Source organism: Lactobacillus acetotolerans DSM 20749 = JCM 3825 (genome assembly GCF_001436775.1).
GTDB classification, from domain to species: Bacteria; Bacillota; Bacilli; order Lactobacillales; family Lactobacillaceae; genus Lactobacillus; species Lactobacillus acetotolerans.
In genome coordinates, this window is record NZ_AYZC01000001.1 from 88597 (window position 1) to 110220 (window position 21624).

The window sequence follows — 21624 nt, forward strand, 5'->3', positions numbered from 1 at the left end:
CTCTATTTCTTCTTATTCTTCTTGTTTTCAGTTTTCTTATTTTCAGCCTTTGAGATAACCTTAACGTTTGATGCATGAATTGAACCTTCAGATTCAACTACTCCACCCTTTGCGTTAGTTTGTGAAGGCTTTTGGTGTTTCTTGATCTTGTGAACGCCCTTAACAACCACACGGTCATTTTTAACGTCAACAGAAAGAACATTACCTTCTTTGCCTTTATCTTTTCCAGCTATAACTTTTACCTTGTCACCAGTTTTAACAAACATCAGTGCACCTCACTAACAATTATATGACTTCAGGGGCAAGAGAGACGATTTTCATAAAATCATGCTTACGCAATTCACGTGTAACTGGCCCAAAAATACGTGTACCACGTGGGCTCTTGTCAGCATTAATAATTACGGCAGCATTTTCATCGAATTTGATGTATGAACCATCTTCACGACGTGCACCTGATTTTGTTCTAACAATGACAGCTTTTACGATGTCACCTTTTTTGACAACGCCACCTGGTGTTGCTTGTTTAACAGTAGCTACTACTACGTCACCAATATTACCAGTCCTACGTCTTGATCCGCCTAAGACTCGGATGACCAAAAGTTCTCTGGCACCAGAGTTATCAGCAACCTTTAAACGGGATTCGTTTTGAATCACTATGTAATCCTCCCCACACTAAATCCGCAAAATTAAACAGATTTCTTAACAATTTTAACTAAACGGAAGCGTTTTGTACGAGATAATGGACGGGTTTCCATGATACGAACAGTATCGCCAACTTTAGCTTCATTATTTTCGTCTTGTGCATAATACTTCTTTGAGTATCTAATGCGCTTCTTGTAAATAGGGTGATTCTTATAAGTATCAACAACAACTGTAATAGTTTTGTCCATCTTATCTGAAATTACTCGGCCCTGATATACGTGACGATGATTTCTTTCAGTTGATTCGCTCAAGTTAATAACTCCCTTCCATTAATTTTTTTCTAACGCTTTTTCGCTGAGAATTGTTTTAATTCTAGCGATATTCTTGCGAACTTTGCTCAAGCGAGCGGTATTTTCTAATTGACCCGTTGCTTGTTGGAAACGCAAATTAAAAAGTTCTTTTTTATATTGCTTTTCCTTGTCTAACATTTGATCAGTGGTTAATGCCCTGATATCCTTAGCCTTCATTAGAATTGCCACCTACTTCCGAACTTTTAGTCACAAATTTACATTTGATAGGTAACTTAGTTGAAGCAAGTCTTAAAGCTTCACGAGCTGTTGCTTCATCAACGCCACCAATTTCAAATAAAATCTTTTCTCTCTTAACTACAGCTACCCAGCCTGCTGGTGCACCTTTACCGGAACCCATACGTACACCAACACCTTTAGCAGTATATGATTTTTGAGGGAAAATTCTAACCCAAACTTTACCGCCACGTTTCATGTAACGTGTCATTGCAACACGGGCAGCTTCAATTTGTTGAGTAGTAATCCAGTGTGATTCGAGGGCTTTTAAACCATAGTCTCCAAAGGCAATGGTTTTACCACCTTTAGCAGCACCACGCATTTTACCACGAAATTCACGACGGTGTTTTACTCGTTTTGGTACTAAAGGCATTATTTCTTTCCTCCCTTCACTGTTTTCGTGGCTTTCTTATTCTTACTTGGTAAGATTTCACCACGATTGATCCATACTTGGACACCAATTTCACCATAAGTAGTGAATGCATTGACCCAAGCAAAGTCAATATCAGCTCTTAAAGTTTGTAATGGAACTCGACCTTCAGTATGCCATTCTCTTCTAGCCATGTCGGCACCGTTTAAACGACCAGAGGTTTGTACTCTGATTCCTTCCGCACCGGCACGCATAGTTCTTTGAGTAGCCTGACGCATAGCACGTCTAAAAGCAATACGAGCTTCCAGTTGACGAGCAATACCATCAGCTACTAATTTAGCATCAAGATCTGGTTTCTTAATTTCAACAATATTTACGTGTACTTGCTTCTTAGTTAAAGCATTTAATTGTTTTCTTAATGCTTCAACTTCAGAACCACCTTTTCCAATTACCATACCTGGTTTAGAAGTGTTAATTGAAATATTGATTCTATTTGCTGCACGCTCAATTTCAACAGTAGAAACAGAGGCGTCTTTTAGCTTCTTAGAAATGAATCTTCTAATACGTAAATCTTCATTTAAAGTATCTTTATATCCCCTGTCAGCATACCATTTTGATTCCCAATCGCGAATTACGCCAAGACGGAAACCATTTGGGTTAATCTTTTGACCCATTAATATACCTCCCTTAATCGTTCTTTTCTGAAACTACTACAACTACATGACTAGTTCTCTTATTAATTGGAGAAGCCATGCCTTTAGCACGAGGACGAAATCTCTTCAAAGTTGCACCTTCGTTTACGTATGCTTCAGATACGTAAAGATTAGCACTTTCAAGATCGTAGTTGTGTTCTGCGTTAGCAATAGCTGAACGCAAAACTTTTTCAACGATTGGGGAAGCAGCTCTAGACGTAAATTCCAAGATTGCTAATGCTTCAGCAACGCTCTTGCCACGAATTAAATCAACGACTAATCGAGCTTTTCTTGGAGCGATGCGAACAGTCCTTGCTTCAGCCTTAGCTGAACTAATTTGTTCTGCCATTTAGATGTTTCTCCTCTCTCTATGATTGAACTGGTGCTGTGGCCTTGTCTTCGGTAGTTCCATGGCCATGGAAAGTTCTAGTTGGAACAAATTCGCCCAACTTATGACCTACCATATCTTCAGTTATATAAACTGGGACATGTTTTCTACCATCGTGAACAGCTATAGTCAAACCAACAAAGGAAGGAAAAATAGTTGAACGACGTGACCAAGTCTTAATAACTTGTTTTTTATCTGACTTTGCTTGTGCATTAACCTTCTTTAACAAAGATGCATCAGCAAAAGGCCCTTTTTTAATACTACGGCTCATTAATTAAACCCTCCTTCTATTACTTACTACCTTTACGGTGACGAATAATTAATCTCTCGCTGGCTTTCTTGACACTTCTAGTCTTAATACCACGAGCCTTTTTACCCCAAGGGGTCATAGGTTGTGGACGACCAACAGGTGCCTTACCTTCACCACCACCATGTGGGTGATCGTTAGGGTTCATTACTGATCCACGAGATTGAGGACGCTTGCCTAACCAACGCTTACGACCAGCTTTACCTAATTGGATTAATGAGTGTTGTTCATTACCAACAACACCAATGGTAGCACGACAAGCTGACAAAACCTTACGAACTTCGCCACTTTGTAACTTAACCAAAGTGTAGTTACCATCATTACCCAATACTTGAGCACTTGTACCAGCACTTCTAACAAGTTGTCCACCTTTACCAGGTCTCAATTCAATATTGTGAATTGGTGTACCAGTAGGAATATTCTTTAATGGTAAAGCATTACCAATTTTAATATCCACTGAATCACCTGATTGAAGAATGTCTCCAACTTTTAGACCTTTAGGTGCCAAAATATAAGTCTTAGTACCATCGGTATAATGCAATAATGCAATATTTGCGGTTCTGTTTGGATCGTATTCAATAGATTTTACAACAGCTTTTGTATTATCTTTATTACGTTTGAAGTCAATAATACGGTACTTTTGTTTATGACCACCACCACGATGTCTAGTAGTAATATGACCATATGAATTTCGACCTGCAGTATGTGATTGTGATTCAAGTAAGGTCTGTTCTGGCTTACTCTTAGTAATCTCAGCAAAGTCGGAAGAAGTCATATTACGGCGACCATTTGTGGTTGGCTTATAAATTCTAATAGCCAATTAACTGACCCTCCTATTACTTTTTCTCTTTTTTATCTTTGTTGTCTTGTTTTTCGTCTTGAAAAAACTTAATGTCATTTGAATCTTCAGTCAAAGTAACAATAGCTTTTCTACGACGAGCAGTCTTACCAGAGTAACGACCTACTCTTTTATCTTGACCACGTACATTCATAACATTAACTTTTTTTACTTTAACATCAAAGATTTCTTCAACCGCGTTACGAATTTGAGTTTTGGTAGCATCTAAAAGCACGTCGAAAGTGTACTTTTTATCATCCATTAAATTCGTGGACTTTTCAGTAACGACTGGTCTTAAAATAATATCGCGTGCATCCATTAAGCCAAAACCTCCTCAATATTCTTCACAGCATCTTGAGTCAAAATTAACTTTTCGTAGTTAACTGCATCCTCAACATTCAAGCCATTAACTGGAACGACTTTAGCATTCGTTAAGTTTCTTGCAGAAAGTTGTACGTTCTTGTCGTCAGAAACAACTAAAACTTTACCTTCAACATTTAAATCACTTAACATTGATACAAAATCCTTAGTTTTAGGAGCTGACATAGTCAACTTATCTAATACAATTAAATCTTTATCAATCAATTTTTGGGAAAGAACTGACTTGATAGCCAAACGACGTTGTTTCCTCGGCATAGAATATGCATAAGAACGTGGAGTCGGGCCAAATACGGTTCCACCGCCGCGCCATTGTGGTGATCTAATAGAGCCTTGACGAGCACGACCAGTACCCTTTTGTCTCCATGGCTTCTTACCACCACCGCGAACGGCAGATCTATTCTTAACTTTTGAGGTACCTTGACGCTTACCAGCTCTTTGTCTGATGATAGCATCAAAAACTACACTTTCATTGGGCTTAATGCCAAATACATCATCACTCAGTGTAACTTTACCTGAATCTTTACCGTTTTGATCGATAACTTTTAAATTAGCCATTCTAGTCCTCCTTCCTATTTCTTAGCTTTAGTAGAATTATGAGCAGACTTAACAGTAATTAATGAATTCTTGGCACCTGGAACGTTGCCTTTAATCAATAATACGTTTTTATCTGCAACAACTTTTTCAATTACTAAATTCTCAATGGTAACTCTCTTGACACCCATGTGTCCTGGTAAATGCTTACCTTTAGGTACACGGTTAATAATTGAACCCATTGAACCTGGTACTCTGTGGTATCTTGAACCGTGGGCTTCTGGACCTCTACTTTGGCCCCAACGTCTAATGTTACCTTGGTATCCATGACCTCTTGTAATTCCAGTAACGTTTACAGCGTCACCTTCCTTAAATGTGTCCACAGTAACTTTTGAGCCGACTTCATAATTCTTAAGCTCAACACCGCGGATTTCCCGAATGAAGCGCTTAGGCGAAGTCTTTGCTTTTGCAGCATGACCTTTTTCCGGTTTGTTGCTCAAAACATCACGTTTATCTTGATAACCTAGTTGAACTGCTTCATAACCGTCTGATTCAACCGTCTTAACTTGCATAACAATGTTAGGAGTTGCTTCAACAACAGTTACAGGAACAAGGATACCATCTTTAGTGAAGATTTGAGTCATACCAACTTTTCTTCCTAAGATTCCTTTGGTCATGATTACACCTCTTTCTATTTAAATTACAGTTTAACTTCGATATCTACTCCGCTTGGAAGATCAAGCTTCATTAATGAATCAACAGTTTTAGGTGTTGGACTTAAAATATCGATTAAACGCTTATGCGTACGCATTTCAAATTGTTCACGTGAGTCCTTGTTCTTGTGTGGTGAACGAAGAACAGTGAACAAAACCCTTTCTGTTGGAAGAGGAACTGGTCCAGAAATTTCTGCACCTGTTCTCTTCGCTGTAGCTACAATCTTAGCAGCCGATTCATCGAGAATACCGTGTTCGTATGACTTAAGTCTTATACGAATTGATTGACTTGCCATTGAATTACCTCCTTAACGTCTTCTTTTAAAGATGACTAGCTAAGCAAAAATTCCCCGCACACTTCCGTGGCAATGCAGCCTGGTGTGCCGCAACCTTTTGCTTCAACGCTTTACAACAATTGTGACAATAGGGCATACTAATCCCCTAAATGCACAAAGACTATTGTACTTGGTACAAGCTTAAATATCAAGGACTTAGGGCATTTTATTTACTTTTTTTGAACAAAAAAGAGCTATTGGCTTTACCAATAGCTCGATTAAAACTTAAATTGTTTTAAACTTTTATAATAAATAAATTAAATTAACATTGAAAAATATTATTTATCATCAGCGTCTGTGTCTCCACCACGCTTCTTAATAATTTTTTCTTGAATTGACTTAGGTGTTGGTGAGTAGTGATCAAATACCATTGTGAAAGTACCACGACCCTGAGTTGATGAACGCAAAGTTGTTGCATATCCAAACATCTCAGCAAGTGGAACCATGGAATTTAATACTTTAGCTCCTGCACGGTCTTGCATGTTATCAATCGTACCACGACGAGCAGTGATTGAACCCATGACATCACCTAAGTATTCTTCAGGTGTAATTACTTGAACCTTCATAATTGGCTCTAGAATTACGGCACCAGCTTTAGGTGCAGCATTCCTCAGAGCAAGTGAAGCGGCAACTTTAAAGGCAGCTTCAGATGAATCGACTTCATGGTAACTACCATCATAAAGCTTAGCCTTAACATCAATTAATGGATAACCAGCAAGAATACCATTCTTCATAGCTTCTTGTAATCCTTGATCAACTGAAGGAATGAACTCACGAGGTACAACACCACCAACAATGGCATCTTCAAACTCGTAACCTTTACCCCGATCATTTGGAATAAAGTCGATCCAAACATCACCATATTGACCTTTACCACCTGACTGACGAACGAACTTACCTTGAGCCTTGGCTTCTTTAGTAAAGGTTTCACGATAAGCAACTTGTGGTTCACCAATCTCAACTTCAACGTGGAATTCACGCTTCATACGTTCAACCATGATTTGTAAGTGAAGCTCCCCCATGCCGGCAATTAAGGTTTGGCCAGTTTCAGGATTAGTTTCAGCTTTAAAGGTTGGATCCTCTTCAGTTAACTTTTGCAAAGCAATATCAAGCTTATCACGGTCAGCCTTTGATTTGGGTTCAATTGAAACTTGGATAACTGGATCTGGAACTTTCAAACTTTCCAAAATCAGTGGATGGTCAGGATCAGTTAATGAGTCACCCGTAGTCGTATTCTTCAAACCAATAGCACCAGCAATATCACCTGAGAAGACTTCAGGAATTTCTTTTCTGGAGTTAGCATGCATCTGAAGCAAACGACCTACACGTTCACGTTTATCTTTTGATGCATTCAAAACATACGAACCAGATTCAAGTGAACCAGTATAAACACGAATGAAGGTTAAACGACCTACAAATGGGTCACTAGATATCTTAAATGCTAAAGCTGCAAATGGTTTGCTGTCATCAGCCTTTAGTTCAACTTCTTTACCAGTCTTAGGATCATGAGCAACATAAGGCTTAACGTCTAATGGTGATGGTAAATAATCAATAACACCATCAAGAAGCATTTGAACACCCTTGTTCTTAAATGCTGATCCAGCAAACACTGGGAAGAATTTCAAATTCAAAGTAGCTTTACGAATAGCTGCCTTTAGTTCATCGATTGAAATCTTGTCACCGTTCAAATACTTATCCATGATGCCATCATCAACGTCAGCTACGGCTTCAACTAATTCCTCACGACGCTTCTTAGCGTCAGCTAAATACTTATCAGGAACTGGTACAGTATCCCACTTTGAACCAAGCTTATCTTCATCGTAGATATCAGCTTTCATATTGATTAAGTCAATAGCACCTTCAAAAGTATCCGCTGAACCAATTGGCATTTGAACAGCGTGTGCATTAGCCTTTAATCTTGTGTGTAAAGTCTTAACAGAATAATCAAAATCAGCACCGACTTTGTCCATCTTGTTAACAAAGACTATACGAGGAACACCGTAAGTTTCAGCTTGACGCCATACATTTTCAGTCTGTGGTTCAACACCGGCTTGGGCATCAAGTACAGTTACGGCACCATCAAGAACACGAAGTGAACGTTCAACTTCAATAGTGAAATCAACATGTCCTGGTGTATCGATAATGTTAATTCTGTGGTCTTTCCATTGAGCTGTAGTAGCAGCAGAAGTAATGGTAATACCACGTTCTTTTTCTTCACTCATCCAATCCATTTGGGTGTCACCTTCATGGGTTTCACCAATCTTGTGGATCTTACCAGTATAGTAAAGGATACGTTCAGTAGTGGTAGTTTTACCCGCATCAATGTGGGCCATAATACCAATATTACGTGTCTTAGCTAACGGAAATTCACGCTTATTAGCCATAAATTTTTTCTCTCCTTAAATAACGAACTAGATTAGAAACGATAATGTGCAAATGCACGGTTAGCTTCAGCCATACGGTGAACATCTTCACGCTTCTTAACTGCTGAACCAGTATTATTTGAAGCATCAATAATTTCATTAGCTAAGCGTTCATCCATAGTGTGTTCATTACGTAAACGAGCATATGAAACAAGCCATCTTAAGCCTAAAGTAGTTCTTCTTTCGGGACGTACTTCAACTGGGATTTGGTAGTTAGAACCACCAATACGACGAGCTCTAACTTCCATAACTGGCATAATATTATTCATGGCTTCTTCAAAAACATCAAGAGGTTCTTTGCCGGTCTTATCTTTAACAATGTTAAAAGCATCGTAAAGAATTGAAGATGCCTTGGCTCTTTTACCATCAATCATTAAATGGTTAATTAACTTAGTAACAAGTTTTGAGTTATAAACTGGATCCGCTAAAACGTCTCTTTTAGCTACATGTCCTTTTCTAGGCATTATTTATCTCCTTCTTTCTTTGCACCGTACTTGGAACGACCTTGTTTTCTGCCATCAACACCGGCAGTATCAAGCGCACCACGAACAATATGGTAACGAACACCAGGAAGGTCCTTTACACGGCCACCACGAATTAAAACAACAGAGTGTTCCTGTAAGTTATGACCCTCACCTGGAATATAAGCTGTTACTTCAATTAAGTTTGAAAGACGAACACGAGCATACTTACGTAAAGCTGAGTTAGGTTTCTTTGGTGTCATAGTACCCACACGAGTAGCAACTCCACGCATTTGTGGTGCTGGGTTGAATACTAATTCCTTCTTCATACTGTTGTAGCCATAGTCTAAAGCTGGTGACTTTGACTTAGTCGTCTTGCTATGACGGCCTTTTCTTACCAATTGATTAATTGTTGGCATTAAACTTTTCCTCCTAAAAATTGATTATTTTGTTCACACACCCAGGAGTTTCTTTTTTTGGATTCCTGAATAAATTTTTCAAAACATACAAGAACTATTGTACTCGATTCTGAAGATAAAGCAAACTTTATTTAAGTAAAAAAGTAAAATAAATTTTTTACGTATTTATTTAATGAGGTATATTCTATGAAATTTTTATTTTCTTTAACTAATTTCTTTATTGGATGTTGCTTAGCATCCCATGCAGCAGTGATTTCTGACCGCTTCGAGAAAGAAGACTTTATTTTTAAACGTTCTAAATGCGACTATTGCGGCTATGAACTCAGCCTCCTTGATGAAATTCCAATCATTTCCTACCTTCTTCTTAAAGGAAAATGCCGCTATTGCCATTCTCCTATCCCGATAAAATTATTGATAATCGAAATTATTGGCGGTTTAGCATACATCAATATTTCCTTTAATCAAAAAAGTGGCATTGCAGATGCAATTCTCATATTCTCTCTATTATTAGTAGCAATCTGCGACTATGAAGAAATGGAATTTAATTTAGCTATGCTCGTACCAGCAATTTATTTAGCTTTAATCACTGAAATCAACAGATTCCCTTCTTATAGGATTGCAGATTACATTGAATTTGTACCCATTTTAATTCTCTTAACATACTATGTTCTTAATAAAAAATTAGGTTCAGGCGACCTATTCATTTACCTAATCTTAGCTTTTTATTTCAAACCACAGTTTGCAGATTTAACCTTTCTGTCTGCATCAATTTTTCTAATCATACATTTTCTTTTAGAATATAAAGACAATTTTAAAGGAAAAGAAGTTGCATTCATCCCCTATATTTTTATTGGGTTAACCCTTCAATTACTAATTCATTAAATAATGCTACAAAAAAAGCGTTCCCACCATTTCGGTAGGGACGCAATTTTTATCTTCTCTAACAGATATTAATAACTAATTTTGTGGCTTCTTTTTAGCCTTGTCAGCTTCCTTCATCTTCTTCTCAATATCAGCAATTGAGTAGACAGATTTAGGCTTCTTGACATCAGCCTCAGGTTCCATATCATGGTAAACAGGCAAACCAGTACCAGCTGGAATGATCTTACCAATAATAACGTTTTCCTTAAGTCCAAGTAACGGATCGTTCTTGCCACGAATTGAAGCATCAGTAAGAACCCTAGTAGTTTCCTGGAATGAAGCAGCAGATAAGAAACTATTGGTTTCCAAAGCTGCTTTGGTAATACCCAAAATGACACTTTGAGCAGTAGCAGGAATACCACCAGAATTAATAACTGAGGTATTACGGTCTTTAAATTGACCAATATCCAAAACTTCACCTGGCAACATATCGGTTTCACCTGGATCAAGTACACGTACCTTTTGCAGCATTTGCCGGGTCAATACCTCGACGTGCTTGTCGGCAATATCTACACCTTGCATTCTATATGCTTTTTGAACTTCAGCTAAAATATATTCTTCAGTCGTTAAAGTATCGGTTACTTGAATTAATTCCTTCGGATCAATTGAACCTAAGGTCAACTTATCCCCACGGTGAACAGTATCACCCTCAGCAACTGCAACTGATGCAGTGTAAGGAACATCGTAACTTCTCGTCTCGATCTTGCCCTTTACGGTAATTTCACGCGTATGTTCCGCTGGGTTTTCTTGAATTGAATCAATGACACCATCAACTTCAGAAATTATAGCGCGACCTTTAGGGTTACGAGCTTCAAACAATTCCTGTACACGAGGTAAACCTTGAGTAATATCTTCAGCACCGGCAACACCACCGTTGTGGAAAGTTCTCAAAGTAAGCTGCGTACCAGGTTCACCGATTGATTGGGCTGCAACAGTACCAACTGCTTCACCGACTTCAACTTCTTCACTCGTTGCAAGGTTCATACCATAACACTTACGACAAACACCGTGTGGTGTATCACAAGTAAGAATTGAACGGATCTTAACATGAGTAACACCCGCATCACAAATCTTACGAGCTAACTTTTCATCCATCATGACGTTAGGAGTAACAATAGTTTCTCCTGTCTTTGGATCCTTAACTGTCTCAGCTGTGAAACGACCAAGTAGTCTATCATACAAAGGCTCGATCATTTCGTCGCCTTCCTTGATTGCATGAACTGTAATACCACGATCAGTACCACAGTCATCGTCACGGATAATAACATCCTGAGCTACATCAACTAAACGACGAGTTAAGTAACCAGACTGAGCAGTCTTCAAAGCGGTATCCGTCATACCTTTACGGGCACCGTGAGTAGACATGAACAATTCTAGAACTGACAAACCTTCTTTAAAGTTTGAAGTAACAGGAATTTCGAACAATCCACCGTTAGGGGTAGCCATTAAGCCACGCATACCGGCTAACTGAGTAAAGTTAGAAATGTTACCACGGGCACCAGAATCGGCCATGATAGTAATTGGGTTACGTGGATCATAAATATTAGCAATTTCGTTTTGAACTTGGTCTTTACAATCATTCCAAATACTAATTACACGATCGTGCCGTTCTTGCTCAGTAATCAAACCACGTCTAAATTGTTTAGAAACAACATCAACTTGTTTGTGGGCCTTGGCTACTTTGGCATCCTTATCCTTAATTTCAGGAACATCGGTCATACCGATAGTAATACCAGAAGTTGTTGAACTTGTGTAACCTAACTTCTTCAAATCATCCAAATATTCTGAAGTTCTTTGAACCTTATAGTACTTATAAATAGTAGCAATAGAATCAGATAAGAAACTCTTCTTAAATGGAGTAGAAAGTAGGTCATCGCTGACATCATCAATCTTCTTATGAATGTCTTCTCCCTCACCCAAGAAGTATTTAGCATCTAATGGATTATTTAAATTCTTCTCAGTTGGTTCGTTAACATAGAAGTAATCTTCAGGGAAAATTTGGTTAAATTCAACCTTGCCATAAGTAGTGATAAAAATACCGTGTTCATGACCCTTAGGCCAAGGTTTCTTCGGCATTGAATCAGCAGACATTCCGATAATAGTATGGTAATGAATGTCACCATTTTCATAAGCAACAGTTGCTTCTGCTGGTGAATCAAAGATCATACCTTCACCTTCACGACCACGCTCAGCTTGAGTTAACCAGTAGTTACCCAAAACGATATCCTGTGATGGAGTAACGATTGGTTTCCCATCTTTAGGAGCCAAGATATGGTGAGCTGCTAACATCAACATACGTGATTCAGCAACAGCTTCATCAGACAAAGGAACGTGAATAGCCATCTGGTCACCATCGAAGTCGGCATTATATGCTTCACAAGCTAATGGGTGTAAACGAATAGATTTACCTGGTACCAAAATTGGTTCAAAGGCTTGAATACTCAAACGGTGAAGAGTAGGTGCACGGTTTAAAAGAACCGGACGTTCTTTAATGACGTCTTCAAGTACATCCCAAATGTCATCATCTTGACGATCAATCTTACGCTTAGCATTCTTAATATTAGAAGCAATGCCTCGTTTAACTAATTCGTGCATTACGAATGGCTTGAATAATTCAAGGGCCATTGGACGAGGAACACCACATTGATAGAATTTCAATTTTGGTGAAACATCGATAACTGAACGACCTGAATAGTCAACACGCTTACCAAGTAAGTTTTGACGGAAACGACCTTGCTTACCTTTAAGTAAGTGTGAGAGTGATTTAAGTGGACGGTTACCTGGGCCGGTTACTGGACGACCACGACGACCGTTATCAATTAAGGCATCGACAGCTTCTTGCAGCATTCGCTTTTCATTTTGAACAATAATATTTGGTGCATTTAAATCAAGTAATCTCTTTAAACGATTGTTACGGTTAATTACCCGTCTATATAAATCGTTTAGATCGGAAGTGGCGAAACGACCACCTTCCAATTGAACCATCGGACGTAAGTCTGGTGGGATAACTGGAACTGCATCAATAACCATCCATTCTGGCTTATTACCAGAATCTTTAAAGGCATCTAAAATATCGAGTCTTCTAATGGCACGAGTACGTTTCTGCCCAGTTGCATTCTTAAGCTTTTTCTTTAAATCAGCAACTTCTTTAGCTAAGTCCACTTTCTTTAAAAGATCACGAATAGCTTCAGCACCCATCTTGGCTATAAAACGTTTACCGTACTTGGCTTTTTGCTCACGGTATTCTGCTTCGGTAAGTAATTGCTTAAATTCAAGGTCAGTATCCCCTGGATCAATTACGATATATGCAGCAAAATAGATAACTTCTTCAAGAAGTCTTGGTGACATATCCAAAATCAGGCCCATCCGTGATGGAATACCTTTGGAGTACCAAATATGTGTAACAGGTGCGGCTAATTCAATATGGCCCATCCGTTCTCTTCTTACTTTTGAAGAAGTAACTTCAACACCACAACGGTCACATACGATGCCACGATATCTAACACCTTTATATTTACCACATGCACAAGACCAGTCTTTGGTTGGACCAAAGATTCTTTCATCAAATAAACCATCTTTTTCTGGTTTTAAAGTACGGTAATTAATAGTTTCTGGCTTTTTAACTTCACCGTATGACCAGCTTCTGATTTTGTTTGGTGATGCAAGTCCAATTTGCATGCTTTCAAACTTATTTACGTCGATCAAAAGTTTAACCCCCTATTATTTAGAAATCTTATCATTACCGTCAGATTTATCTACAGGAGTTTTGGGCTCTTTCGATTCGGCATCATCTGTCTTATCTTCGGCTTTTTCAGATTTTTCGGCTAACTTCTTCTTTTGTTGTTCTTCGGCCATTCGTGACAATGTATCAATATTCAAATGCTCATTCGAATCATCATCCATATCACGAAGTTCAATTTCTTTATGATTCAAATCAAGAACACGAATATCCAAACCTAATGCCTGTAGTTCTTTTACAAGTACACGGAATGATTCTGGAACACCTGGCTTAGGAATTCTTTCACCCTTAACAATAGCTTCATATGCTTTTACACGTCCAACAACATCATCTGACTTATAAGTCAAAATTTCTTGCAGAGTATAAGCGGCACCGTAAGCTTCAAGAGCCCAAACTTCCATTTCACCAAAACGCTGTCCACCAAATTGTGCTTTACCACCAAGAGGTTGTTGCGTAACCAAGGAGTAAGGCCCAATTGAACGAGCATGAATCTTATCATCAACCATGTGAGTGAGTTTAAGGTAGTTCATAATACCTATCGCTACTCGGTTGTGGAAAGGCTCACCAGTACGACCATCATACAAAACAGTCTTACCATCTTTGTCAGCACCAGCTTTATGAATGGTGTCCCAAACATCTTTTTCATTAGCACCATCAAATACAGGTGTAGCAACATGAATACCTAATTCATCAGCTGCACGGCCTAAGTGTAATTCAAGAAGCTGTCCAATATTCATACGTGAAGGAACACCCATTGGGTTCAAACAAATATCTACTGGAGTACCATCTGGCAGGTATGGCATATCTTCTTCTGGAACAACTGCAGCAACAGTACCTTTATTACCGTGACGACCGGACATCTTGTCTCCAACCTGGATCTTTCTCTTTTGGGCAATGTAGACACGAACCATCGTGTTAACACCTGGAGAAAGTTCATCGCCGGCTTCACGAGTATAAACTTTAATGTCTTGGACAATTCCGCCACCACCGTGTGGTACACGTAGTGAAGTATCACGAACTTCTCGTGCCTTTTCACCAAAGATAGCGTGAAGTAATCTCTCTTCTGCTGATAATTCAGTAACACCTTTAGGGGTTACCTTACCAACTAAGATATCACCATCATGAACTTCAGCTCCAACACGAACGATACCTTCTGAATCAAGATCCTTTAAGGCATCTTCACCCACGTTTGGAAGTTCTCTTGTAATTTCTTCTGGACCAAGCTTAGTGTCCCGTGCCTCAGATTCATAGTCTTCAATACTAATTGAAGTATAGACATCGTCTTTAACCAAACGCTCAGAAAGCATAATCGCATCTTCGTAGTTATACATATTCCAAGTCATAAATGCAATAACTGGGTTTTGACCTAAAGCAAGTTCACCGTGATCCATAGTTGGACCATTAGCAATGATTTCACTCTTTTCAACGTGATCACCTAATTTAACATTAGGAGTCTGGTTGTATGACTTAGAGTTATTTGAACGACGATACTTTTCAAGCGTGTACTTATCTAAACTGCCATCTTCACGTCTAATTCTAATGTTGTTAGCATCAACGTACTCAACTGTACCAGGAGCCTTTGCAAGCAAAGCGGCACCAGAATCATGAGCAGCACGATATTCCATACCAGTACCAACTAAAGCACTGTGTGGATTAATCAGTGGAGCAGCCTGACGCTGCTGGTTAGCACCCATCAAAGCACGGTTAGAGTCATCGTTTTCAAGGAATGGGATACATGCAGAAGCAACAGACACAACTTGTTTTGGAGTAACATCCATGTAATCAATCTTGTCTGGACTGACTTCGACGTTATCATCCTTTTGACGAGCCAGAATCAACTTGTCTTTAAAGGAACCATCTTTATTTAAACGAGTGTTGGCACCCGCAATAATATAATTATCTTCAACATCAGCGGTTAAATAATCAATCTTATCTGTAACCTTGTGTGTCTTCCAAGAAACACGACGATATGGAGTTTCAATAAAGCCATACTTATTGATTACGGCATAAGTAGCAAGTGAGTTAATTAAACCAATATTAGGACCTTCTGGTGTCTCAATAGGACACAGACGACCATATTGCGTATAGTGAACATCACGAACTTCGTAACCTGCACGGTCACGGGTTAAACCACCAGGCCCTAATGCTGACATACGACGTTTGTGCGTCAATTCACCCAATGGGTTATGTTGATCCATAAACTGTGAAAGTTGTGAAGAACCAAAGAATTGTTTGATACTTGCAACAATTGGACGAATATTGATCAATTGTTGTGGGGTAACTGTTGATGGATCTTGAATAGACATTCTTTCACGAACTACTCGTTCCATTCTTGATAAACCAATTCTAAATTGGTTTTGAAGTAATTCACCAACACGACGAATACGACGGTTACCTAAGTGGTCAATATCATCAGTATTACCAATGTTATCTTGAAGTAAGAAGAAGTAATTAATTGAGGATAGGATATCGGCAGGAGTTAAATGCTTAACTTTCTTGTCAATATGACCATTTGAAATTAACTTAACTACTCGTTCTGGGTTAACCTTTGAATAAACTTTAATTTCTTGAACATTGATTGGATCTGGTAAAACCCCTTCTTTTGAAGGTTGGTATGTAACCATCTTAAAATCATCACGGTCAAGATATTTATCAAGGGTATCCATCAGTTTATGAGTAACAACAGTACCTTTCTTTGCAAGAATTTCACCAGTATCTGGATCAGCTAAAGTTTCAGCCAAAGTTTGACCATATAACCGGTTCTTAAGTGAAAGCTTCTTGTTAACCTTATAACGACCTACAGGTGCTAAATCATAACGACGTGGATCAAAGAAACGTGCGTATAAAAGTGAACGTGAAGAATCAGTAGTCTTAGGTTCACCAGGACGTAATCTTTCATAAATATCCTTTAAGGCCTCAGCAACCCTTGAATCAGCTGGATTCTTATGAACATCTTTATCTAAAGTGAATTGTAAAGTATCACTTTGGCCAAACATGTCAAGGATGTCACTGTCTGAGCCAATTCCCATGGCTCTAATAAGTACAGTTAAAGGTAACTTACGTGTACGGTCAACACGTACATATGATACATTTTTAGCATCAGTATTATATTCAAGCCATGCACCACGGTTAGGAATAACAGTGGTACCAAAGATTTGTCGACCATTCTTATCGTAATCACCAGAGTAATAAACACTAGGTGATCTTACTAATTGAGAAACAATAACTCTTTCAGCACCATTAACGATGAAAGAACCTGAATCTGTCATCAAAGGTAAATCGCCAAAGAAGACGTCTTGGGTCTTAATTTCACCAGTTTTCTGGTTAGTTAACTTTAAAGTTACATGCATAGGTGCGGAATAAGTCGCATCATGATCGCGGGCTTCATCAACAGTATATTTTGGCTTTTGCAGTTTATAGCCAACATATTCTAATGAAAGCTTACCTGAAAAGTCACTAATAGGCATTATGTCGTCAAAGACTTCTTTAATACCTTCGTTGAGAAACCATTTATATGATTCAGTTTGTACATCGGTTAAATTAGGTAATTTCAGTACTTCTTTAATACGTGAGAAACTACGTCTCGTCCGATTTTTACCGAAGTTCACTACGTGTCCGTTTAACAAGGAAAAACATCCTTTCTGTTAGAGAGAGCAAATATTACATTTACATTACAAATTAAAAAAACTGCAATTTTGAGCATAAAAAAGACAAAAACAACATGATGTCGTTTTTGTCTATATCATTCTGCTGGACAATATATCAGCAAAATCCTGAATCTCAGCCTTTTAAATCGACTTTAACTTTACTGCAAAACAATTTCTTTGTCAAACAAGTTGATTACACTTTTCAATTTTAACTAGTTTTTACAGTCTCTTTTTTATTTTTAGTAGAAATAACGTTAAATTTTAGTTTACCGTGTGTACTGCCAATCTTCAAACTGTTGCCACGCTTCAAGTCACCGTCAATTAACATTTCAGCAATTTTATCCTCAATATCATTTTGAATGGCACGTCTAAGCGGACGGGCTCCCATTTCTGGGTTATAACCATCCTTAGCAATCTTATCGAGCGCAGCACGAGAAATCTTTAATTGAATTCCCTGTTTATCTAGGCGTTCAATTAATTTACGCGTAAGCAGAGTAACAACTTGACGAAGCTCATTTTTGTTCAATTCATCAAAAATAATTGTTTCGTCAATTCGGTTTAAGAATTCTGGCCGGAAGAATTGTTTCAAGGCTTTTTGTACACGATCCTTCCGTAATTTAGCCTGACTTGCATTATCCGCATTAAAACCAACAGCCTTAGTTTCAAATATAGCTCGTGAGCCTAAATTAGAAGTCATGATAATAATTGTATTCCTGAAATCAATCTTTCTACCTTTAGAATCCGTTAAAAATCCTTCATCTAACACTTGCAAAAGCAAATTAAATACATCTGGATGAGCTTTTTCAACCTCATCAAGTAAAACTACCGAATAAGGATGACGACGAACCTGCTCAGATAGTTGGCCACCTTCTTCATAACCAACATACCCTGGGGCAGACCCAATTAACTTGCTACTTGCTATCTGATCCATATATTCAGACATGTCAATACGAATTAAATTGTTTTCTGAACCAAATATGGCAGCTGCTACTGCTTTAGCTAATTCAGTTTTACCGACACCGGTTGGACCTAAGAAAAGGAAAGATCCAATTGGACGATTCTCATCCTTAATTCCACTTCTGCTTCGGCGAATCGCACGTGCAACTGCCGACACAGCCTTATCTTGGCCAATAACTCTTTTATGCAGAATACTTTCTAAATTAGATAATTGCTTTGTTTCATTTCGATTCATTTGGGTAACAGGCACGCCTGTCCACTCAGAAACTACCTTTGCAACATCTTCAGGTTTAACAACAGCATTATCATCGACTTTTTCTTCCAGTCGATCAGCTAATTTATCACGTCTAGCCTGCAAACTATTTTGTTTATCTTGTAATTTAGCTGCCTCAACAAAATTTTGACTAACTGCAGCTTGATTCTTCTGATCGATAATCTTTTTGATTTGCTCATTAACCTGAGTCATTTGATCATCAGGACCTGCATTTGTTTTTATCTTAACAGCCGCACTGGCTTCATCAATTAGATCAATCGCTTTATCTGGTAAATACCGGTCTGAAATATAACGGCTTGATAAGTCAACAGCATCTTCAAGGCTAGCTTCAGAAATCTTTACGTGGTGAAACTTTTCATATTTCGGCTTTAAGCCCTCTAAAATCGCCAAAGATGCTTTTCTTGATGGTTCATTTATCCGAACTTGCTGAAATCTACGAGCTAAAGCCTGGTCTTTTTCAATATACTTTTGATATTCATCAAAGGTAGTAGCACCAATCATTTGGATGTCGCCACGAGCCAAAGATGGCTTCAAAATGTTAGCAGCATCGATTGAACCTTCTGCTCCACCAGCACCAATTAAAGTGTGCATTTCATCTACGAAAAGGATTACCTTTCCATCTTTGGTGATTTCTTTAATGATCTTTTTCAAGCGATCTTCAAACTCACCACGGTATTTGGTACCAGCTACCAAACCACCTAAGTCTAGTGAAATCACCCGTTTATTAAGCAGTCCCTTTGGAACTCGCTTCTTTACTATTTCCGTAGCAATTGCTTCCGCAACAGCAGTTTTACCGACCCCGGGTTCTCCAATGAGAACCGGATTATTCTTAGTACGTCTCGACAAGATTTCGATTACACGTGCTATCTCTTTATCTCTACCGATAACCGGATCAATCTCACCTTGACGGACACGTTCATTTAAGTTAACTGAAACCTGATCCAGGGTTGGAGTAGTGCTCTTCCTCTGCTTCTTTTGATTTGGATTTTCTGTGTTACCGGTCCAATCAGAAGAATTTGCAGAACTTTCTTCATCTAAACTTCTATGTAAATCATTCCGCAACAATTCCATATTGATATTTAAATTTCTTAAAATCATTGCTGATAGGATTTGTTCACTAGAAATTAGTCCTAACAAAATATGAGTTGTTTTAACTTTATCTGAACCAGTTCGATCAGCAAGGTTTCTTGCGTAAGCAAGTGCCATGCTTAATCTTGGTGACATTTCCATATAACTAGTATTAGCAGCTGACCCATAGCCGGTGTACCGTTCAATCTCTTCACGGACAGCTGTTGGTTTTACGCCCCAAGAACGCAAAATTTTACCAGCCTCTCCGTCTGATTCGATCACCATAGCCAATAATACATGCTCTGTTCCTATTAACCGATGATGAAAACTTCGCGCCTGCTCACGAGCTATTTCTAAAACTTGATCCGCACTTCTACTGTAAGAATTTTCCATCGTAGCACCACCTTTAAAAATGACGTTAATATTCTAATTGCTTCTATTTATAATGTAAAATACTAAGCTTTAAATAATTAAAATTTTGAAATCCACATAATCGATCACCTTAACCATAGATATAACACTTTTTATGTCAATACCATTATCATAAGCAACTTAATCAGCAGTTTTAAAATCTTTTTCATATAATTCTTAGAAAAACGTTGCAATTATTATAGCAAAGACCACTTGTATAAGCCAATATTTAACTTATTATTTGTAAGAATCAAAAAAAGACAAATAAAAAACTGCCTATTTAGGCAGTTATCATATCGGGAAAACAAGATTCGAACCTGCGACCTCTACGTCCCGAACGTAGCGCTCTACCAAGCTGAGCTATTTCCCGTTAATAAAAAAACTCACCAGACGGTGAGTTTAATCAGTGGAGCGGAAGACGGGATTCGAACCCGCGACCCCCACCATGGCAAGGTGATGTTCTACCACTGAACTACTTCCGCACAACAAAGATTATTATAGCAAATAAATTCGATTTTGCAAATTTTTTATATAAAAAACTTACTTTAAATAAAGCTTACGTAAACGATCACGTAGCGTAGGCGTAATTCCTAATTGTTCTTTAAAATACTTCTCGATCCCGCCAAATTTATTTTCAATTGTAATTAATACCGTATCAAAAAAGGAATCAGAAGCAGAACTTAAAATACGCATATTGGCTCTAAACGTGAGACTTTTATCATCTTCTTGAAATTTTTTATCACGGATTGCACGGTAGTCATTAAGCATATAATTTGAATACAAATAATCCTGACGGATAGTCTCAAGATCAACACCTAATAGATAAAGGATAAACAGAGTAACAAAACCCGTTCGATCTTTCCCCTCTGAGCAATGATAAAGAACAGTACCCTTTTCAGTATTGGCTAATATATCTAAAATTTGCCGGACTGCCGCCCGATCATGTTTTTTGATAACGTGATCGCGATAATGCTCACACATCATCTTAAAACCAACGTATTGATCTTCATTATATATTACAGAAGAATCGTTAAGATCATCTTTTCCACCTAAGGTACCATCTTCATCGGAGAGCGGAATTAAGAAATATTCAACACCTGAAATTTTCGGATCCGGACATTCTATACTTTCCGTTCGTGAACGTAGATCAATGATTTTACATAAACCATAGTCTTGCAAAAAATGCTCATCTTCAATTGAAATTTGGTTTATACTTCCCGTCCTAAGCAAACGATGGCTTTTAACTTTACGGTTGTTCCAACCATAGTAGCCACCTAGATCTCGCGGATTAAGAACCGTGTTAATTGGCAACACATTTACTTTCAAAATTGTGCATCCCCTTTTTATTCCAAAGAGTTGAAATTTTTAATTTTAAATGTAATTCTACAACAATTATTGAAATTTATTATCAAAAAAGCCCCTTATTTGTGCTAGTAAACATAAATAAGAGGTCTTTTTTATCAGTTTGAAGCTAACCCCTAAAACTGGACGTTAGTTTATTACAAATTTACACAATTTTCTTT

Annotated in this window: 21 protein-coding genes and 2 tRNA genes; 1 reads left to right on the forward strand and 22 read right to left on the reverse strand. The window is 38.1% G+C overall.

Annotated features, from left to right (window positions below; translation table 11 throughout):
- Window positions 1-2: 2 nt before the first annotated feature.
- The 16 genes from rplX to rpsL form a co-directional block, all read right to left on the reverse strand.
- Window positions 3-266, reverse strand: a complete 264-nt coding sequence (gene rplX, locus FC77_RS00540) for a 50S ribosomal protein L24 (protein ID WP_054681208.1) — start codon at window positions 264-266, stop codon at window positions 3-5.
- A 19-nt stretch (window positions 267-285) separates the two neighbouring features.
- On the reverse strand, window positions 286-654 hold the full coding sequence (gene rplN / locus FC77_RS00545; protein WP_054681210.1) for a 50S ribosomal protein L14: 369 nt from the start codon (window positions 652-654) through the stop codon (window positions 286-288).
- 32 nt (window positions 655-686) lie between these two features.
- Window positions 687-953, reverse strand: coding sequence for a 30S ribosomal protein S17 (gene rpsQ, locus FC77_RS00550; protein ID WP_056969515.1), 267 nt, complete (start codon window positions 951-953; stop codon window positions 687-689).
- An 18-nt stretch (window positions 954-971) separates the two neighbouring features.
- Window positions 972-1169, reverse strand: a complete 198-nt coding sequence (gene rpmC, locus FC77_RS00555; protein ID WP_056969517.1) for a 50S ribosomal protein L29 — start codon at window positions 1167-1169, stop codon at window positions 972-974.
- On the reverse strand, window positions 1159-1599 hold the full coding sequence (gene rplP / locus FC77_RS00560; RefSeq protein WP_054681212.1) for a 50S ribosomal protein L16: 441 nt from the start codon (window positions 1597-1599) through the stop codon (window positions 1159-1161). The genes rpmC and rplP overlap by 11 nt, the downstream gene beginning before the upstream one ends.
- The gene (gene rpsC, locus FC77_RS00565) at window positions 1599-2270 is read right to left on the reverse strand and encodes a 30S ribosomal protein S3 (RefSeq protein WP_054681215.1); all 672 of its coding nucleotides are present in this window, start codon (window positions 2268-2270) and stop codon (window positions 1599-1601) included. The genes rplP and rpsC overlap by 1 nt, the downstream gene beginning before the upstream one ends.
- Window positions 2271-2283: 13 nt before the next feature.
- Window positions 2284-2637: a 50S ribosomal protein L22 gene (gene rplV, locus FC77_RS00570; RefSeq protein ID WP_054681217.1), complete on the reverse strand. Its 354-nt coding sequence runs from the start codon at window positions 2635-2637 to the stop codon at window positions 2284-2286.
- Window positions 2638-2656: 19 nt separating this feature from the next.
- Window positions 2657-2947, reverse strand: coding sequence for a 30S ribosomal protein S19 (gene rpsS / locus FC77_RS00575; protein WP_056969519.1), 291 nt, complete (start codon window positions 2945-2947; stop codon window positions 2657-2659).
- A gap of 19 nt (window positions 2948-2966) precedes the next feature.
- Window positions 2967-3803: a 50S ribosomal protein L2 gene (gene rplB, locus FC77_RS00580; RefSeq protein WP_054681219.1), complete on the reverse strand. Its 837-nt coding sequence runs from the start codon at window positions 3801-3803 to the stop codon at window positions 2967-2969.
- A 16-nt stretch (window positions 3804-3819) separates the two neighbouring features.
- Window positions 3820-4140 carry a 50S ribosomal protein L23 gene (rplW, locus tag FC77_RS00585; protein ID WP_056969521.1) on the reverse strand — a complete coding sequence of 107 codons (321 nt, stop codon included), beginning with the start codon at window positions 4138-4140 and terminating at the stop codon, window positions 3820-3822.
- A complete protein-coding gene (gene rplD, locus FC77_RS00590; RefSeq protein ID WP_054681221.1) occupies window positions 4140-4757 on the reverse strand; it encodes a 50S ribosomal protein L4 in 618 nt (205 codons plus the stop codon). Before rplD ends, rplW begins: the two co-directional genes overlap by 1 nt.
- A 14-nt stretch (window positions 4758-4771) precedes the next feature.
- A complete protein-coding gene (gene rplC / locus FC77_RS00595) occupies window positions 4772-5410 on the reverse strand; it encodes a 50S ribosomal protein L3 (protein WP_056969523.1) in 639 nt (212 codons plus the stop codon).
- 23 nt (window positions 5411-5433) lie between these two features.
- Window positions 5434-5742 carry a 30S ribosomal protein S10 gene (gene rpsJ / locus FC77_RS00600; RefSeq protein ID WP_054681226.1) on the reverse strand — a complete coding sequence of 103 codons (309 nt, stop codon included), beginning with the start codon at window positions 5740-5742 and terminating at the stop codon, window positions 5434-5436.
- Between the two features lie 317 nt (window positions 5743-6059).
- Window positions 6060-8165 carry an elongation factor G gene (gene fusA, locus FC77_RS00605; RefSeq protein WP_056969525.1) on the reverse strand — a complete coding sequence of 702 codons (2106 nt, stop codon included), beginning with the start codon at window positions 8163-8165 and terminating at the stop codon, window positions 6060-6062.
- Between the two features lie 32 nt (window positions 8166-8197).
- The gene (gene rpsG, locus FC77_RS00610) at window positions 8198-8668 is read right to left on the reverse strand and encodes a 30S ribosomal protein S7 (RefSeq protein ID WP_054681228.1); all 471 of its coding nucleotides are present in this window, start codon (window positions 8666-8668) and stop codon (window positions 8198-8200) included.
- Entirely contained in the window at window positions 8668-9084 is a 417-nt protein-coding gene (gene rpsL / locus FC77_RS00615) for a 30S ribosomal protein S12 (protein WP_054681230.1), read from the reverse strand. Before rpsL ends, rpsG begins: the two co-directional genes overlap by 1 nt.
- A gap of 186 nt (window positions 9085-9270) precedes the next feature.
- On the opposite strand from rpsL, the gene FC77_RS00620 reads away from it, so the two are divergent.
- Window positions 9271-9966, forward strand: coding sequence for a prepilin peptidase (locus FC77_RS00620; RefSeq protein ID WP_056969527.1), 696 nt, complete (start codon window positions 9271-9273; stop codon window positions 9964-9966).
- Between the two features lie 75 nt (window positions 9967-10041).
- Here FC77_RS00620 and rpoC read toward each other — a convergent pair whose 3' ends face one another.
- From rpoC to FC77_RS00650, 6 genes are all read right to left on the reverse strand, one after another.
- Window positions 10042-13710 (reverse strand): DNA-directed RNA polymerase subunit beta', encoded by a 3669-nt coding sequence (rpoC, locus tag FC77_RS00625; protein WP_054681233.1) that lies wholly within the window; start codon window positions 13708-13710, stop codon window positions 10042-10044.
- A 15-nt stretch (window positions 13711-13725) separates the two neighbouring features.
- Window positions 13726-17370 (reverse strand): DNA-directed RNA polymerase subunit beta, encoded by a 3645-nt coding sequence (gene rpoB, locus FC77_RS00630; protein WP_056969529.1) that lies wholly within the window; start codon window positions 17368-17370, stop codon window positions 13726-13728.
- A gap of 229 nt (window positions 17371-17599) precedes the next feature.
- A complete protein-coding gene (locus FC77_RS00635) occupies window positions 17600-20083 on the reverse strand; it encodes an ATP-dependent Clp protease ATP-binding subunit (protein WP_056969531.1) in 2484 nt (827 codons plus the stop codon).
- Between the two features lie 314 nt (window positions 20084-20397).
- Window positions 20398-20471 (reverse strand) — tRNA-Pro (locus tag FC77_RS00640).
- 37 nt (window positions 20472-20508) lie between these two features.
- A tRNA-Gly gene (locus FC77_RS00645) sits at window positions 20509-20583 on the reverse strand.
- A gap of 58 nt (window positions 20584-20641) precedes the next feature.
- Window positions 20642-21427: a tyrosine-protein phosphatase gene (locus tag FC77_RS00650; protein ID WP_056969533.1), complete on the reverse strand. Its 786-nt coding sequence runs from the start codon at window positions 21425-21427 to the stop codon at window positions 20642-20644.
- Between the last annotated feature and the right edge of the window lie 197 nt (window positions 21428-21624).